This window comes from Mesorhizobium japonicum MAFF 303099, from assembly GCF_000009625.1.
Taxonomy (GTDB): domain Bacteria; phylum Pseudomonadota; class Alphaproteobacteria; order Rhizobiales; family Rhizobiaceae; genus Mesorhizobium; species Mesorhizobium japonicum.
In genome coordinates this window covers 1,718,744-1,734,666 of sequence record NC_002678.2, presented here as the reverse complement: position 1 = coordinate 1,734,666, position 15,923 = coordinate 1,718,744, and the positions used below count along the sequence as shown (strand labels likewise).

The 15,923-nt window shown below is 62.9% G+C and carries 20 protein-coding genes; 7 read left to right on the top strand and 13 right to left on the bottom strand.

Annotation, left to right across the window (positions count from 1 at the left end):
• Window positions 1–87 precede the first annotated feature (87 nt).
• From MAFF_RS09495 to MAFF_RS09480, 4 genes are all read right to left on the bottom strand, one after another.
• Window positions 88–2,064, bottom strand: coding sequence for an acyltransferase family protein (locus MAFF_RS09495; protein WP_010910683.1), 1,977 nt, complete (start codon window positions 2,062–2,064; stop codon window positions 88–90).
• 152 nt (window positions 2,065–2,216) lie between these two features.
• Window positions 2,217–2,714 (bottom strand): DUF2306 domain-containing protein, encoded by a 498-nt coding sequence (locus MAFF_RS09490; RefSeq protein ID WP_010910682.1) that lies wholly within the window; start codon window positions 2,712–2,714, stop codon window positions 2,217–2,219.
• A gap of 135 nt (window positions 2,715–2,849) precedes the next feature.
• Window positions 2,850–3,158: a hypothetical protein gene (locus MAFF_RS09485; RefSeq protein ID WP_044548176.1), complete on the bottom strand. Its 309-nt coding sequence runs from the start codon at window positions 3,156–3,158 to the stop codon at window positions 2,850–2,852.
• Window positions 3,159–3,828: 670 nt separating this feature from the next.
• Window positions 3,829–4,416, bottom strand: coding sequence for a TetR/AcrR family transcriptional regulator (locus MAFF_RS09480; protein ID WP_010910680.1), 588 nt, complete (start codon window positions 4,414–4,416; stop codon window positions 3,829–3,831).
• A gap of 107 nt (window positions 4,417–4,523) precedes the next feature.
• On the opposite strand from MAFF_RS09480, the gene MAFF_RS09475 reads away from it, so the two are divergent.
• Window positions 4,524–5,339: an oxidoreductase gene (locus MAFF_RS09475; RefSeq protein WP_010910678.1), complete on the top strand. Its 816-nt coding sequence runs from the start codon at window positions 4,524–4,526 to the stop codon at window positions 5,337–5,339.
• A 124-nt stretch (window positions 5,340–5,463) separates the two neighbouring features.
• Window positions 5,464–6,465 carry an NADP-dependent oxidoreductase gene (locus tag MAFF_RS09470; RefSeq protein ID WP_044550705.1) on the top strand — a complete coding sequence of 334 codons (1,002 nt, stop codon included), beginning with the start codon at window positions 5,464–5,466 and terminating at the stop codon, window positions 6,463–6,465.
• A gap of 66 nt (window positions 6,466–6,531) precedes the next feature.
• On the opposite strand, the gene MAFF_RS09465 is transcribed toward MAFF_RS09470, so the two are convergent.
• Both MAFF_RS09465 and MAFF_RS09460 read right to left on the bottom strand, forming a co-directional pair.
• A complete protein-coding gene (locus tag MAFF_RS09465; protein ID WP_010910676.1) occupies window positions 6,532–7,203 on the bottom strand; it encodes a GntR family transcriptional regulator in 672 nt (223 codons plus the stop codon).
• A gap of 50 nt (window positions 7,204–7,253) precedes the next feature.
• Complete coding sequence (locus tag MAFF_RS09460; RefSeq protein WP_010910675.1) at window positions 7,254–7,997, bottom strand: helix-turn-helix transcriptional regulator; 744 nt, start codon at window positions 7,995–7,997, stop codon at window positions 7,254–7,256.
• Between the two features lie 202 nt (window positions 7,998–8,199).
• Between MAFF_RS09460 and MAFF_RS09455 the strand changes: the two genes are divergently transcribed.
• The gene (locus MAFF_RS09455; RefSeq protein WP_044548174.1) at window positions 8,200–8,382 is read left to right on the top strand and encodes a hypothetical protein; all 183 of its coding nucleotides are present in this window, start codon (window positions 8,200–8,202) and stop codon (window positions 8,380–8,382) included.
• Here the strand turns inward: MAFF_RS09455 and MAFF_RS09450 are convergent.
• Together MAFF_RS09450 and MAFF_RS09445 are read right to left on the bottom strand one after the other, a co-directional pair.
• Window positions 8,369–8,560 carry a hypothetical protein gene (locus MAFF_RS09450; RefSeq protein ID WP_080511824.1) on the bottom strand — a complete coding sequence of 64 codons (192 nt, stop codon included), beginning with the start codon at window positions 8,558–8,560 and terminating at the stop codon, window positions 8,369–8,371. The genes MAFF_RS09455 and MAFF_RS09450 overlap by 14 nt on opposite strands.
• 210 nt (window positions 8,561–8,770) lie before the next feature.
• The gene (locus MAFF_RS09445; protein ID WP_425280335.1) at window positions 8,771–9,388 is read right to left on the bottom strand and encodes a Crp/Fnr family transcriptional regulator; all 618 of its coding nucleotides are present in this window, start codon (window positions 9,386–9,388) and stop codon (window positions 8,771–8,773) included.
• Window positions 9,389–10,185: 797 nt separating this feature from the next.
• Between MAFF_RS09445 and MAFF_RS09440 the strand changes: the two genes are divergently transcribed.
• Both MAFF_RS09440 and MAFF_RS09435 read left to right on the top strand, forming a co-directional pair.
• A complete protein-coding gene (locus MAFF_RS09440) occupies window positions 10,186–10,380 on the top strand; it encodes a hypothetical protein (protein ID WP_032931104.1) in 195 nt (64 codons plus the stop codon).
• 105 nt (window positions 10,381–10,485) lie between these two features.
• A complete protein-coding gene (locus MAFF_RS09435) occupies window positions 10,486–10,716 on the top strand; it encodes a hypothetical protein (RefSeq protein WP_106406544.1) in 231 nt (76 codons plus the stop codon).
• Window positions 10,717–10,813: 97 nt separating this feature from the next.
• Here the strand turns inward: MAFF_RS09435 and MAFF_RS37570 are convergent, their stop codons facing one another.
• Window positions 10,814–11,029: a hypothetical protein gene (locus MAFF_RS37570; protein WP_080511823.1), complete on the bottom strand. Its 216-nt coding sequence runs from the start codon at window positions 11,027–11,029 to the stop codon at window positions 10,814–10,816.
• Between the two features lie 136 nt (window positions 11,030–11,165).
• On the opposite strand from MAFF_RS37570, the gene MAFF_RS09430 reads away from it, so the two are divergent.
• Complete coding sequence (locus tag MAFF_RS09430) at window positions 11,166–11,531, top strand: low affinity iron permease family protein (protein WP_044550700.1); 366 nt, start codon at window positions 11,166–11,168, stop codon at window positions 11,529–11,531.
• On the opposite strand, the gene MAFF_RS09425 is transcribed toward MAFF_RS09430, so the two are convergent.
• The gene (locus tag MAFF_RS09425) at window positions 11,528–11,878 is read right to left on the bottom strand and encodes a low affinity iron permease family protein (protein WP_010910670.1); all 351 of its coding nucleotides are present in this window, start codon (window positions 11,876–11,878) and stop codon (window positions 11,528–11,530) included. The two genes, MAFF_RS09430 and MAFF_RS09425, sit on opposite strands and share 4 nt — an antisense overlap.
• Before the next feature lie 261 nt (window positions 11,879–12,139).
• The gene (locus MAFF_RS09420) at window positions 12,140–12,385 is read right to left on the bottom strand and encodes a hypothetical protein (protein ID WP_032931102.1); all 246 of its coding nucleotides are present in this window, start codon (window positions 12,383–12,385) and stop codon (window positions 12,140–12,142) included.
• A gap of 272 nt (window positions 12,386–12,657) precedes the next feature.
• On the opposite strand from MAFF_RS09420, the gene MAFF_RS09415 reads away from it, so the two are divergent.
• Entirely contained in the window at window positions 12,658–12,951 is a 294-nt protein-coding gene (locus MAFF_RS09415; RefSeq protein ID WP_010910668.1) for a hypothetical protein, read from the top strand.
• A 111-nt stretch (window positions 12,952–13,062) separates the two neighbouring features.
• On the opposite strand, the gene MAFF_RS09410 is transcribed toward MAFF_RS09415, so the two are convergent.
• Both MAFF_RS09410 and MAFF_RS09405 read right to left on the bottom strand, forming a co-directional pair.
• Window positions 13,063–15,171 carry a catalase gene (locus MAFF_RS09410; RefSeq protein WP_010910667.1) on the bottom strand — a complete coding sequence of 703 codons (2,109 nt, stop codon included), beginning with the start codon at window positions 15,169–15,171 and terminating at the stop codon, window positions 13,063–13,065.
• A gap of 145 nt (window positions 15,172–15,316) precedes the next feature.
• Window positions 15,317–15,532 carry a CsbD family protein gene (locus MAFF_RS09405; protein ID WP_044548173.1) on the bottom strand — a complete coding sequence of 72 codons (216 nt, stop codon included), beginning with the start codon at window positions 15,530–15,532 and terminating at the stop codon, window positions 15,317–15,319.
• Window positions 15,533–15,923: the final 391 nt, after the last annotated feature.

Genomic DNA, 15,923 nt, shown 5'->3' with positions numbered 1-15,923 from the left:
TTGAGCGCTATGTGGCGGAACTGGCCGAGGCTAGGTGAGTGGCTCTTCCCTTCTCCGACAAGGGAGAGGGAAGACCGCTTTACCGCCTCAAAACAGCGCCTTCTCCAACGGGCCCTCCAGCGTCTCGGCAAATGCTGTCGCCAGATGATGCCGGTCACGGAAAGCGAGTTTACCGCCGATGAATACGTGACACTCCGTCGGACCGCAGAAGCGGTCGGTGAGGTCGACATAGCGCGTGTCGGGCATGCTTTTGACCACGGCGCGCTCTTGCGCCGCGGCGTTGTCGTTGGCGGCCTCGGCCCTCGGCGTGTCGCAGCGCGAGGGGGCTTCGCGCCACCATAGCGCACGCGCCACGCAGGAATCGGCGAAACTGTCGTCGATCGGCGTGTCGCGGATGACGGCGGTCTCGACGCCGGCCTGGCTGAAGGCCTGCAGCGTGGAGCGCAGGCCGGCCTGCCAGCGCGCGGTCTCGGCCTTGCGGCCCGCGGCGGGCATGTCGCGCGTCAGGTTACCGATCGAGAATTCCGAGATCACCACCAGGCGCGGCTTGCGGCGGATGATGTCCGCGATCGCCTGTTCGCGCCAGGCGTCGCATTCGGTGTAGTCGCGCTTCAGCACCGTGTTGAAGGTCGAAAGCCGCGAGGCGCGGCAGGAGGATTTGAGATAGGTGACCACCTTGGTGCCGTTGCGCTTGGCCGCCTCGACCAGCGGCGTCGACCAGTGGTCGGCGTGCGAATCGCCGAACAGCACGATGGTCTGGGCGGCGTCGGCCGGGCCGAAAGTGCAGGGTTTGGGCTTCACCGTGTGGAAGTCGAGCAGGCAGTTCTTGTCGACGGCGCGCGCGATGGAGGGCTGTTCGGCGGCCCGCTCGATGCCGCGCTGGGCGGGGTCGATGTTGCGTGTCGCCAGATGCGCGTTGGCATAGGCCGCCGCCACGCCCACACTTGTCAGGGCCAGTGCGGGGGCGAGCGCCCATTTGCCAACGGTCAGCCAGCCGCCGCGCCCCGCCGGGTTCTCGATCAAATGATAGGTCAGGAATGCCAGCGCCAGCGCCAGCGCGCCGCAGCCGAAGCGCTGCGGGGTGGTGAGATCCGGCGCCAGCATGCCGGCATAGACGATGACCGGCCAGTGCCAGAGATAGAGCGAATAGGAGAGCGTGCCGACCCACTGCAGGGGCGCTAGCGAAAGCAGGGAAGCGGGCGCGAGGGCCTGCCAGCGAGCCGGCCTGGCTGGCTGCTCGTCGTGTTCTTCGCCGGCGCCGCTCAGCAGCACCAGCACCGTGCCTGCCACCGGCAACAGCGCGTACCAGCCGGGGAAGGGCAGGTCTTCGCTCAAGCTGAGATAGGCCGCTGCGATCAGCGCCAGGCCGAGCCAGCCCTGCGCCGATCGTAGCCATGGCCGCTGCCGCCACAAGGCCGCCGGCGCCAGCGTCGCCAGGCCGCCGGCGGCGAACTCCCAGGCGCGCAGCGGCGAGAAGTAGAAGGCCCAGGCCGGTGAGAGGCTGGTGAGCCACAAGCAAGCGGCGAAGGAGGCGAGGCCGGCGACGCCGATCACCACCACAGCCATGCGCCGACCCGGGCGCAGCCAGGCAGCGAACAGCAACAGCGCCGGCCAGACGAGATAGAACTGCTCTTCCACCGACAGTGACCAGAAATGGATGAAGGGATTGCTCAAGGCATCCGCGGCGAAATAGTCGAACGACCAGCGCAGCAGCCATAGATTGATGGCGTAGGCCGAGGCGAACATGGCGCCGCGCGAATAGAGCGCCTGCTCCTGCGGCGCCAGGATGAAATAGCCAAGGCCAAGCGTCGCCAGGATGACGAACAGCGCCGCCGGCAGAAGGCGCCGGGCGCGCCTGGCATAGAAACGCCAGAGGTCGAGCCGGCCGGTCTCGGTGATCTCGCCCATCAGGTGCGTGGTGATCAGCCAGCCGGAAATGACGAAGAAGATGTCGACGCCGGCAAAGCCGCCCGGCAGTGCGGTGAGGCCGAAATGATAGGCCACGACGCCGCCGACCGCCAGCGCGCGCAATCCCTGTATATCAGGCCGAAACGATGCCGCCACGACAGCTCCTTCGTTGCGCCCAGCCCGCCCCGCGTCTCGGCCCGACCGGCCGAAATCGCAATGCAACATGCTTTTCGCAGTGCAACATGGCCAGAACAAGGAGGCGGTCGGAAAGGGCGGGATACCGAGGCTCCGCCGGGATAGGCTGACACTTAGCCTGGCACCCGCGCACCACGCGCGGCATAGAGGCCGGCCGCTGCCGCGAGGATGACCAAAGCGGCGAAGATCGCCAGCTTCTGTGGTGTCGCGCCCTGCGGGCCGAAGGCGACGGCATACATGGTGCGGCCGGGAATGAAGGTCAAAAGCCCGGTGACGATCAGGCCGAAAATGTAGGTGCCCTGCATGATGCGGCGGTGGGCGGCAATGTTGCCGCCGCGCGCGGCGCGCACGCCGCGCCACAGCATCGCCAGCACGAACAGTGACAGAAGGTGGATCGGGCTGAACGGCCCCCACAGCCGGATCGTCCAGATGAACAGGCCGGAGCCGGCGACCGTCGCCATCAGTGCCACCCAGACGCGGCCAAGCGCGCGGTGCAGCCGGTCGCCCTTGGTGCGCCAGAGCTGCACCGCGCCGAGCAACAGCGCGGCGATGGCGATCAGCGCGTGGAGCTGGATGACGGGCGAGGCATTGAGCAAGGGGCTGAGCGACATCGGTGTCTCCGCGGAATGGCGGATTATGGCCGAGGGCGCGCTCGGGCGGCAAGGGCGATGGCGACCGAGGGCTGGTCGTCCACTGACAAAACAGCCCCGCGTGCGGGGCTGTTTGCATGGTCGTGGCGGGCGCGTTTACTTGCTGCCGCCGTTGGCCTTCACGCTGCTGCAGAATTCCGGATGGCTGTTGGTTGCATTGGCGTTCTTGGCCTCATCCTCGCAGGCCGTCATCATCATCTTCTGGTCTTCGGGCGTCAGCGCTTTCCAGGCCTTGATGAACTCATCATTGCTGCGCATCTTCTTCATGGTGGAGTCCGTGTAGAAGGGCTGCATCTTGGCCGGATCGTCGAGAGCGGACGTGCCGCTGCTGCCCGATGCGGCGAGAGCCGAGCCGGCGACCATCGAAAGCGCCATGGCGCCAAGGCAGATCATCTTGATTTTCATAATAGGATCCTTCCCTGTTGCTTTGTGACCGTCTAAGCAACGATCAAGGGCGTAACGGGAGGATTTGGGTAAAAGTTCCAATTGTCGGAGCGAAACGAACTCAGCTTTCTAAAATATGTCATGCGAAAGCTTGAATCTTTCCCGTTTTTCACTCGTATGCCCAAGCGAAAGTTCTTTTTGCTGTCGGATTGCTGCGCAACAACCCACCGTTGGCGTGAACGGTGGCCAGCGCCGGGATCGGCCGGACATCGCGGCGTCCGGCGATTTGAAAACTTCCCGGCTGTCTGATTGTTCCGCGCCGTCAGCCTCGAAAAGGCCCCACCGGCAGGACCGGCGAGGCATTGATCGGAGGTCTGCGATCGCCTGCGAGGCGATCCCCAAAGCAACGGGAACGGCGCGCGAAAAGTTTCACCGTTTTTCGCGCCGGCTGCCGCCGATGGCGGGTCTCAGCCGCCTGCTGCCCGGCGGCCCTGGCCGCGTCGGGCCAGCAGGTTCTACGCCTTCGGCCATGGCCATCTCGGGCTGACGCTCTCGGCTATCACCGCGCGGCTGGTTGGCGACCTCATCGCCGGCCGGCGGCCCAACAGCGAAAGACTTGCGCCTTTCGCCGCCGGTCGGTTCTGACCTTCTGTCGTCGACACTTCGAGGCAGTAGCTGATCGTCAACGGCTCTAGGATGCTTCATCCTTCTGCCTCGGCTGGGTCAGCGCACGCGCCGCATCCGCGCCCGCCGCCAGGATGCGGTCCGACAATTCCGTTCCCTCCACCGCTCGGGCCAATTGAAGGGCGCCGATGAGCGCAGCGAAGACACCCAACGCCACGCCTTCGGGATCGCGGGTGCGCGGCGGCAGGTCCTTGGCCAACTGGTGCACCAGGGTCAGCAGCTTTTCGGTGTAGAGGGAGCGCGTCTCGGGCGGTTGTCGCGCGATTTCCGGCAACAGCGCGGCGGAAGCACAGCCGGTCTGCGGATGATCCCGGTGCTCGGGCGACAGATACATCGCCATCGCCAGTTCCAGGCCGCCTGAGGCCAGTGCCTGCTGCAATTGCTGCGACTGGGTCTCCAGTGCCGATGCCATGCTCTCGCGGACGAGGTCGGCCTTTGACTGGAAGTGCGGATAGAAGGCGCCATTCGTCATCCCGGCGTCGCTCATGATGCTGGCCAATCCGGACGCGGCGATGCCGTCACCTCGGAAGCGGTGCGAAGCCACCTCCATGATCCGGCTGCGTGATGCGTCCTTCCGGCCCTTGTCATAGCGCATGATGGTTCCTTCTCATTTCCCTATTGCATTATGAGCATAATGTGATATTACGATCATAATTCAATCGCCGATCGCAGGCAAGACCTCTTACGTTTGGAGCCTTCACAATGAACCGGAATTCGGGAAAGACCGCGATCGTGACCGGCGCCTCCTCAGGTATTGGCCGTGCCAGCGCCGAGATTTTGGCACGCGCCGGCTTCACTGTCTTCGGCACCAGCCGCAAGGCATCCGGCCAGAGCTCGAACGGGATATCGATGCTGGTTTGCGACGTCACCGACGACGCGTCTGTAGCGTCCCTTGTCTCAACTGTCCTCGGCAAGACCGGCCGGATAGACCTGTTGGTCAACAATGCCGGTATCGGGCTGCTGGGAGGCGCGGAAGAGTCCTCGGTCTCGCAGTCGCAGGCGCTGTTCGACGTCAACCTCTTTGGCGTCATGCGGATGACCAACGCGGTGCTGCCGTCGATGCGGCGGCTGGGCGAGGGGCGCATCGTCAATATCGGCTCGATCCTGGGGCTGGTCCCTGCGCCGTACTCGGCCCATTATTCAGCCGTCAAGCACGCGCTTGAAGGCTATTCGGAATCGCTCGACCATGAGGTTCGCGCCTTCAATATTCGCGTTTCGGTCATCGAACCGGCATTCGTGCGCACCGTGTTCGACCAGAACGGATTCGAGCCCGATTCCGTCATGAAGGTATATGATGAGGCGCGGGCCGGTTTGGAGGCATTGCTTCGCGACGTGATGCCCAAGGCCGATCTGCCGGAAGTGGTGGCGAAGGTGGTTCTGCGGGCTGCGACCGACCGGCATCCGCTGCGGCGCTACACCGCCGGCAAGGCAGCGCGGCAGGTAAGCATGCTGCGCCGGTTCGCGCCGACAGGGATGTTCGACAAAATCTTGCGCAAGCAATTTCGCCTGCCTGTCTGAATGAAGCCGCGGATTTAACAGCAACATCGCCGATCTTGTCCGGCGTATCCGCGAGTGCGACCAGCGACGCCTTGCGGCTTGCCAGTTCGTGCCGGCCACCGAAAACCATTAGAAAGCGATCATGATGAAAGCCTTTGTTGTCGACAAGTATCAAAAGAAGGGCGCCCTGCGGCTCGCCGAGATGCCGGAACCCGAGTTGCGGGACAATGATGTCCTGGTCGAAATTCACGCCGCCGGGGTGAACCTTCTCGATTCCAAGCTTCGGGATGGGGAGTTCAAGCCGATATTGCCCTATCGCCCGCCGTTCATCCTGGGCCATGACGTGGCAGGGATCGTCGTGCGGGCCGGATCGAAAGCTCGCAAATTCAAGCTCGGTGACGAAGTCTATGCGCGGTCGCGCGACGGGCGGATCGGCACGTTTGCCCAATCCATCGCCATGGATGAAGCCGACGTGGCGCTGAAGCCAAAAAACCTCAGCATGGAAGAAGCCGCCTCGATCCCGCTGGTGGGCCTGACCGCCTGGCAGGTGCTGGTCGAGACAGCCGGGCTGAAGAAGGGCCAGAAGGTGTTTATCCAGGCCGGCTCGGGCGGAGTGGGGACCTTCGCCATCCAACTGGCGAAGCATCTCGGCGCGACCGTCGCGACGACGGCGAGCGCGGCGAATGCCGATCTGGTGAAAGGTCTCGGAGCCGATATCGTCATCGACTACAAGAAAGACGATTTCGAGAAAATCCTGCAAGGCTACGACGTCGTCCTGAACAGCCAGGACGCCAAAACGCTCGAAAAATCGCTGCATGTGCTGAAGCCGGGCGGGAAACTCATCTCCATTTCCGGCCCGCCGGATCCCGATTTTGCCGGAAAGCAGAAGCTGAACATGGTCCTGAAGCTAGTCCTGCGCCTGCTGAGCCGCGGCATACGCAGCAAGGCCAGACGTGCCGGTGTCGGATATTCTTTCCTGTTCATGTGGGCGCAGGGCGATCAGCTGGGCGAGATCACCTCGCGCATCGAATCCGGCTTCATACGCCCTGTCATCGATCGGATTTTTCCGTTCGAGAAGACGAACGAGGCATTGGCCTACGTCGAAGCGGGGCGTGCCAAGGGCAAGGTCGTCGTCAAGGTCAGATAGGCGAGCGTTCGGCGACTATCTCCTTGTTCCCTTTGCGCCATTACGGACGCATGGTCGTTGCTTCAGCTAGCCGGTGGCTGCCGGCGCCGTCTCGATCTCCTGGAGATAAAACACCTTGCTCGGCTGCAGATGGTCGACGCAGAGCTGCGCCAGCACCCAATTGTCCCGGCGCTTCAGCGCCTCGATCATCATCGCGTGGTGCTGGCGCGAGACGTCGAGCTTTTCCCGGTCGGCCAGCGAGTTGGCCCGAACCGGCAGGCTGAGGCGCATATAGTGTTCGATCGAGGAGACCAGATAGGCATTGCCGCAGGCCGAGAACATGGTGAGGTGGAAGCGGTCATTGGCCTCGTGGATGCCCCTGAGATAGCCTGCGTCGACATGGCCGCTGTAGATGCGGTGGATCTCCTCCAGTTGCGCGATCAGCGCCTCGCTGACCGGCAGCGGGATCATCAGCGCGGCCTGGCGCTGCAGCATTTCGCGCACTTCGTAGATCTGTCGCACCTCCTCCGGCGAGAGCCGGCGCACCATGGCGCCCTTGTTGCGCTCGCGCGTGACGATTCCCAGCCTCTCCAATTGGTACAGCGCCTGGCGGATTGTGTGGCGCGACACCGGGAAGCGGGCCAAGAGCACATCCTCGACCAGGCGCGTGCCGGGCGCCAGCCGGCCGAAGATGATGTCCTCCTCCAGCGCATGCACGGTATCGGCTTCCTTGCCGCCATAGTCGAAGCTGTTGAGCATCGCGGATCCCTGTTAGCCCGGGCCAATGTCTGTTGGTTCGGGACGGCACTCTAGCCTTCGCGCACAAGGCTGGCCACAAGCTGGTCGAGGCGCGGGTCATCTAGGCTGACGGGTCGGCACATCCCCAGCACCTGCCTGAGGCTGATCCTGCCGACTTCCTGGCGCATGATGACCGACACGCAGGCCGGTCCCGAACCGGTCAGGACGAAGGCTTTGCCGACCAGAACCGGGTCCGAGAAGGGTGCCCATTGCACGGTCATCACCGACGGCTCCCTGGTCTGGCGGCGGTTGATGCCGGCGAAATAGATCCAGTTCAGGCGTGAGATCGCCACGCCATAATGCCAGCCGAGCACCCGCGCTCCGCCCTGGCGATGGCCCTCGGCCCAGCGTGTGACGCGCCTGAAGGTCACCAGCTCGGCCTCGCGCCGCACGAAGGTAACTGACCGCACCAGCAGGTCGGGACGGTCGGGAACCGTGAAGTAGGTGAAATAGGTGCCGCCGGCGACCGCGGGAGCCGGGCCGCGCACCATGTTCTCGTAGAGCGTCTGGTGGATCGGCAACAGGGCCTTGTGTTCGGGCGCGGGGACTTCCGGCGCGCGGTACAAATCATCCTCGTCGATGCGGAAATAGGTGCAGATCAGCCTGGCGGTGGCCCGGTTGGGCACGCTCTTGCCTTGCAGATAGCGCTCGAACTGGGTGCGGTTCATGTTCAATCCGCGGCATACCGCTGCCACCGACGCATGGCCGCTGACCAGCCGTCGCAGATTCGCGGCAAGATTCTTGCGAATTGGCACGACACCGCCCCTCGACAGCCGTTCGAACCATTATTCAAGTAGTCGCTTATATTGCGCCAATCTCGCACAACATCGCGGCGCCGCGAATGGGACCTTCGGCCAATAGTGCGCGGCGGTGCGGAGCCGCGGGATAATCCTTGTTCAGGCCAGGAACCATTGCGTGCGGCTAGCCGTTGGGTCGCACGGAAGGGACATCCGAAAAATGGTTGACGAGCACGAGAGGCTATCGGCTGCGACGAACGACACTGTACGCCGTCTGGTCAATGAAACCGGCATCACCACGGCGCAGGCCCACGAGCTTGTGGCCTTCCTTGGGCCGCATAACTGGACCTCGCTTTTGCGCGAGGCCCGGATATTGAATCCGAAGGGCCCTAAAGCCGTATGAAGTCGGCAAGACCCAGGCGCATCCTGTGGCCTTCCGCGAAGGCCAGGGCAAAGGATTCAATCTCAAAAGATCGGGTGAGTTCCTGGTCTTCCTCGACCACGCGGACGAACCATTCGCCGCAGGCCTCGACCACTTCCACACAAGGGCGGACCTTGCCGTTCGGCATCATGTTATCCATCGCAACCTCCCTGGAAAGCAATGGGGAACGTCGGTTTTCATAGCGCTCGTCCGAAGCCGCCTTCAATATCAAATGTTAAGGGCGACCACCCAGGCATGAGCCCTTGATCGGGCGGCGCTCAGCGAGAGACGATCTCGCGGATCCGCCCGGCATGATCTCACCGATCAGCCTGGCATGATCTCACCGATCAGCCTGGCATGATCTCGCCGATCAGCCTGGCATGATTTCACCGATGAGCCTGGCATATTCGGCCTCGGCCTGGCCGTAACCGCCATTGGCGAGTTCCAGCAGCCCGGCGCGGTCGCGAATGACGATCTCGCCACGGCGCGAGCGGATCAGCGCGCGGCCTTCCAGCAATTGCAGGGCGACCGTGACGCCCGGCCGCCGCACGCCAAGCATGATGGAAAGGAATTCGTGCGTCATGGCGAGGCTCTCGCCCGGCACCCGATCGTCGCACATCAGCAGCCAGCGTGCCAGCCGCTCTTCGAGTTTCAGCCTGGCGTTGACCAGCGCGGTGCAGCCGGTCTGGGTGTGCAGCGTGTTGACGAAGTGCAGCAGGAACAGGCGCAAGGTCGGGCTCGCCGCAAGGGCCGCGTTGAACGGGGCGGCATCGATGCGGATGGCTTCACCTTCGAGCTGCACAAAACAGGCATGCGCGGCACGGTCATCTCCCATCACCAGGGCGGAACCGGTCATGCCTTCGAAGCCGATGAACCCAATCTCCGCATCATGGCCGCTCGCCGTGCTGGCGACCACCGAACCAATGCCCTGTTCGATGAAATAGACGGCCTCTATCGGGATATTGGGTGTCACCAGCATCATGCGCACAGGCAACGCGCAGCGCTGCATATGCGGCGCCAGCAATGCGAGATCATCCGCAGGCATGAATCGCAGCAGTTCATTTCGGTATTGAGGACTTCCGTCCCATGTGGGATCAGACATAGCACCGCCCAATGCAGGGCAAGAGCCACCCGAACTCCCAGCCGTCCGCGCCCGTGATTACGTGCGAACGATAACCCGTATATAGGGGCCTGGACCGAAAAGACCTAGGAATGCGGCACTGAATTCGATCCACGTCGTTCCCTCTCGCCGCTCGCATACGAAAAGATCGACGTCAAAGTTAGTGTCGGAAACGTACCAAGCGCCTCTTGGTACGAAACCGACATATCCCTTGTCGGTGCGCCATGTTCGGGCGCTCTCCGGAAAAATCCGCCGGCTAGTTGGAAAGGCAGTTTATTGGACCTAGGCCAGCCTGGTCCCGTGAAGGCGCCTATCTCGTTGCCAGGGCGGTCCGTTCGAGGACGGCAATCCGCCTGTCCGTCTCTGCCTACGCGGCCTGCATCAGCGTATCAATCTCCATCATTGCCTCCAGGTGATGGGCATCGATGACTGCCTTTCGCGCGAGACCGAGGAGCCCCCTGACAATCCGCAAGGTCTCGACAACGCTGGGTTGGTTTGACGGCCTCCTTGCAGGCACAACCATGAAGCGGCGGCAACGTTCCCCACGACGAATTGACTCGCCATTTCTGTACGAAAGCGTACACTCCCCACGTCGTCCGCCTTCCACGGCATACGGACGCTTGGTAGCCAACTCAGGTGCTCCCGCCATCTACGCGGAGACTGAAATGGCGGAGGACCATTCAGACAAAAAAGTTACTGCGCTGGACTGCGAGATCCTGCGCGGCGCCTTCAGGAAATCGGTCGTGGAACATCGCGTCGCCGAACGGGAATGGCGCATGCACGCCCGGGTGCTGGCGCGCGAATTGACCGAACTGGACGAGATCGATCCGGACATTCTGGACTGGATCGTACGCAAATAAGTATTGCCGGCCTACGAATGGCAGCGCGCGTAGTAGGCCAGTTTGAAATTCGGACGATCATATGACGACTGTGGCACGCGGCCTCTGCCATTGAGGGTGGTTTCAATGTTCGGCTTTGCCTGGCAGTCTGTCTTTCTTGGACCGGAAGACCTCGCCATGTGCCAGCGGATCTTCGATCAGGTCCGTGCCGACGCGAATTGGGAACGGTCGGCCGTCGAGAGCGAGGAATTGGCGGCAAGCGTGTTGCTGGCGTTCCAGCACGGCTTTACCGACGAAGCGGCGTTGCTGGCTGAGATACGTTCGCAGCGCGATCGCCTTTGGCAGCGGACCGGCTGAGCCAGTCGGCCAAGTGCTAACGCCAGCAAGCATTACCCGGCCAAGCGCAGCAAAGCATGAGCGTGGACGATGTAGTAAAGCTGACCCGCGCACGACGTCAGTCGACGCGGCTCGTTTCTCGTGGTGTTTTGCGAGCGGCGGCCTTGCGCTTGGGCGGGGCGGGCGCGGCCGACGACGGGGCGTCCGAAGAGAGCCGCAGTGCCCGCAGCCGCGCCGTCTTGTCCTCACGCGCCTGACGCTCTCCGGCAATGATCGACTGCGACGCGCGGGTGGCGCGTTCAATCCGGTTTTTGTCCTGCGGCAGTCGGGCCAAGGGGTTCTCCTTCAATGGCAGCCAAAATGCGCGCCGCGAGGAAATGTTCCGCCGCGAGGGGTGCGAGGGCGAAAATCTCGGAACCGAGAATCGACACGGAAGTTGTGGCAAACCTCCAACTTTCGAAAGCATCTTCATGGAAAAGACGTTCAACCGCATGGCCGGCGCGGTCGCTCATGCCACCGGCAGGCCATGGGCCTTCGCCCTGTGCACGGCATCGGTGTTGATCTGGGCGGCAACCGGCCCGGTCTTCCACTATTCCGAAACCTGGCAGCTGGTCATCAACACCGGGACCACCATCATCACCTTCCTGATGGTCTTTCTCATCCAGAACACGCAGAACAGGGACGGCGCGGCGATCCAGGTCAAGCTCGACGAACTGATCCGGTCCGGTCTCGGCAAGAATGACTTTATCGGCATAGAGCACCTCACCGAAAGGGAGGTGGAGGCGTTTCGCCGCGCCTGCGAGGCGGCCAAAACCGCCAAGGCAAGTAAAGGCTAGGCGTCTGGCTGGGTCGTCTCGTGTGCCGGGGCGGTCGAGGCGCGGTTTTCTACGTTTTTCAGCTCGGCATCGATGGCTTTGGGCGAGGCGTGTTCCAGCCCCACCACCTCGTTGCGGGCGGTGTCCAGGGCGACGATTATTTCGTTGAGCTTCGCCTGCATGGCCGCGGTGTCGCGGTAGTTCTGGATGAGAACCACGCCCGTCAGGCACAAGGCGGAAATCGAGATGATGTAGGTTCCGAGCGTCGCGCTGGTGAGCAGCGCACAGACAAGGGCAGCCGCCAGCATCACGTAGAAGCCGGGCGGCTTGGAGAAAAACTCGGCGAGGGCATATAGGGGTCTGTCCACCCAAATCTCCGCGCGAGAGATGCAGAGAACCCGCCATGCCGATAAGGCCGGCGGGCTCTTGCCCAATCGGCAACCTGCTTGGAGTGACCGATCGGACTAGCTGACGTAATGTCGTGGAACAGGGCAGGTTCCGAGGGAATGGAAATAAAACGCCTCCCCGGAAGACCGAAGTCGCTGATAGTTCAGTGCGGAAACGACATCACCTTTGTTGTTGTGCGCGTCGGCAACCGCCGTCCGCCCTGTGGGCCGCGCCGTGCATCCTCACCCCTCCGAAGGCTTCGTCTTGCGGGCGTGCTGTTCGCCATTCAGAAGACCGAAATCCCCGGAACGCGTGCCGCTGTCGGCATGCAGGAAGCCCTCGGCGGCCAGGCCACGGCGCAGCAGCTCACGCACGGCGGCCGCGCGGCTCGGCATGCGCTTGTCGAAACGCCATGTGTCGAGGGCCGCGAATTCTTCCTCGTTCAGCATCACCTGCAGCCGTTCAGGACGCTCGAGATTGTCAGCCATCGTGGAGGTCCCTTCCTTCCGGCGATGCAGCCGGTGAGCCGAATGAGTAAGTGACTTATGGGCCTCACAATCTGCCAATGGCCTGTTTGGTTCCGAGGTAGTCAAATACATTTGTTGCATCAGCCACTCAAAATGCTTCGGTTGCATCACTGGCCCAATATACTAACTAATTGATTTTATTAATACTTTTTTGACAATCTGCTTGCTTTAACGAATCGCTGAGCGCATGGTGAAAGCGAGGGAAAACCCAGTCCGCTGGACAGGAGTTTGCCATGCACAACTACCCGATCGAACTGCGTGACGACCTCAATCGCATGCTGATCAAGACCATTTACGATCTTGGAATCGTCAACGTCCCGGTCCTGGCCGCTGGACTGGCCAGCCGCCATTGCGACCTGTCGCTTGCGGACGCCGAACGGCTGGTGCTTGGCTTCGCCCAGCTCTACGCGGCACCGATCGAGTTCGACCGCTCAGCATGCGACTGGCGGTCGAGGGCACCCGTCGGCGCAGACAATAATGGCCTGCTGCTCGACATTGTCGAGAACGAGTTCGGCCGCGCCGCCTGACGCTCACCCGGCAGGTCTTGGCTGATCTGGCTGCACGGATGCCTCAATGCGCACGCGGCTGGATCTGGCCGCGCCTCGGTCGCGTGGGCGCAGCCAGGTTCAGTTCGTGGTTCAGCCCAGCTTCACCTTCGGCTCGCGTGCCCAGAGGCGCAGGTCGCCGAGCCTGGTGATGAAGCCCGCGACATCCTTGGCGGATGCAAGCGGGATCACCGCCTCGTCCTCGACAACTCCGGCCTTGTCCAGCAGTGGTGCCGCCGCCTCGACGAAGCCGATGAATTTGCAGTGCGCAAAGGCGTCGGCGACGAAGTCGCGGGCGGTCGATTCCCTCAGCAGCCCGGCCATTGCAGGCTTTGCCGCCAGCAGCGCAATGGCGTCGTAGAGAACAGACGGCGCGCCGGCGATCATCTGCTGCGCGTCCATCCAGCTGCCGTCGCTGGCCTTGGCGCCGCCGACCTTCGGCGCGATGATCTCGAACTTGGCGCCGGCCTTGGTCAGCGCCTGCTTCAGAGCATTGAGCAGAGCTGCGTCGGTGCCGTCGGTCACCAGGATGCCGAGCTTGCGTCCCTCGAAGCGGCCGGGGCCGTTCTTGAGGATGCTGAGCGCGTCGGACGCGGGAAGGTCGGTGCGCGTCGGCGCCCCCGCATCGGCGGGCTTCGGCATCGCCTTCAGGCCCAGCGCATCCGCCACCTTGCGAGCCAACGCATCATCGATATTGAGGAGGTGGGATACGATGCGCTCGCGGATGACCGGGGTGTGCACCTTGCTCAGTTCGAAGGTCAGCGCCGAGGCGATGTGGCCTTGTTCCACGGGGTGCTGGCTGATGTAGAATTGGCGTGCCTGGCTGTAGTGATCGGCAAAGCTTTCCGCCCGCAGGCGGGCCTTCGGTCCGGCTTCGGCTTCGGCAAAGGATCGGAAGCCCTTTTGCGGAGATTCGCGCGGGCCTTCATCCCATGAATTGGGCTGGTAGTTGGCGCGGCCCACCGGGTTGCGCATCGCCATGTGCCCGTCCTGCTGGAAAGTGTGGAAGGGGCATTTCGGCGCGTTGATCGGGAGGTGGGTGAAGTTGGTGCTGCCCAGCCGTTTGATCTGCGTGTCGAGATAGGAAAAATTGCGGCCCTGCAGCAGCGGGTCGTTGGAGAAGTCGACGCCGGGCGGCACGTTCTGCGTCATGAACGCCACCTGCTCGGTCTCGGCGAAGAAATTGTCGGGCATGCGATCGAGGACCAGTCGGCCGACCGCGATCGGCGGCAGCACCTCCTCGGGGATGAGTTTGGTCGGATCGAGGATGTCGAAGTCGAAGCTGTCGGCGAAGGCCTGGTCGAAGAGCTGCAGCTGCAGTTCCCATTCGGGGAAATTCCCGGCGTGGATCGCGTCCCAGAGGTCGCGGCGATGGAAGTCGGGGTCGGCGCCGTTGATCTTGACCGCCTCGTTCCAGGCGACCGACTGGAGGCCGAGCTTCGGCTTCCAGAGGAATTTGACGAAGGTCGATTCATCCTTCGCGTTGAGCAGCCGGAAAGTGTGGACGCCGAACCCTTCCATGAAGCGCAGCGAGCGCGGGATGGCGCGGTCGGACATCGCCCACATGATCATGTGCATGCTTTCCGGCGTGAGCGAGATGAAATCCCAGAAATTGTCGTGCGCGGTCTGTGCCTGCGGGAAATCGCTGTTGGGCTCGGCCTTCGCGGCATGGATCAGGTCGGGAAACTTGATCGCATCCTGGATGAAGAACACCGGCATGTTGTTGCCGACAATGTCCCAATTGCCTTCCTGCGTGTAGAGTTTTACGGCGAAGCCACGGACGTCGCGGGCAAGATCGGCGGAGCCCTTATTGCCGGCAACGGTGGAGAAGCGCACGAAAGCCGGCGTCTTTTCGCCGGCGCGCTGGAAGATGTCGGCGCGGGTGTATTTGGCCAGCGATTCATAGGTTTCGAAATAGCCGTGCGCGCCATAGCCACGCGCATGGACGACGCGCTCGGGAATGCGCTCGTGATCGAAATGGAAGATCTTTTCGCGGAAGTGGAAGTCCTCGAGCACGGTTGGCCCACGCGCACCGATCCTCAGCGAGTTCTGGTCGTCCGAGACAGGGCCGCCCTGTGCGGTGGTCAGTACGGCTGTCGAACCGGACGCGGTCTGGTGCAGTTCGCCGCCTTCGCCGCGCTGCAGTTTCTGATCGTGGATGGTCGCGGCCGTTCCGGCCAATTTGGATGCTTGCTTCGCCATGACTGAAAATCCCTGGGTCAATGCGCGGGCTGCGCTGGTTCCTCAATCTCTGGGGTGGCAATGCGTTCCCCGCCGATTTCAAATCCGCGAATGAAGAAAGGCCGCCGGTTCGACGGCGGCCTTCTCTTTAGAAAGCAAAGTACCCTCAGAGGTTCTTGTTGATCGCGGCCGCGGTCTTGTTGGTCGCGTCCTTGACGGCGGACTTGGCGTCGCCGACGGCCTTCTGGACCTTGCCCTTGGCTTCTTGCGCCGCGCCTTCGGCGCGCAGGCGGTCGTTGCCGACGGCCTTGCCGACGCCTTCCTTGGCCTTGCCTACGGCCTCATTGGCGAGACCCGAGGCCTTGTCGCTGGTGCTTCCCATGGAATGTTCCTTTTTGCGAATTGTCTGCCTGACCGGCGAGGACCAACGTCGCTTTGTCAGGAAGGTTCCGCATGTCATGAGCGCAGCAAAACGAAAAGGCCCGCCACCGACGCGAATCGTGACGGGCCTTCTGGAGTAGGTCGGGCGTCCCGCCGCCCGGCCTTTTGCAAAACCTTTCAGGAGGACGATCGTTCCATCACAACGAGAGGCCCGCGGGCTTCCGGGCTTACGAATCAGCCAGATCTTCGGCACGAGGCCGCAAGGCCTCGCCTGTTCCTGAAGCTGTCGCCAGGCCTTCGGCAGGCCGGGCCGAGCGGGTCGCATGGCTGTGACGCGCCTCCAGATAGCTTCGTCATCCCCCAGTCAGCGGAATGTTCATTCCGGTTGGATT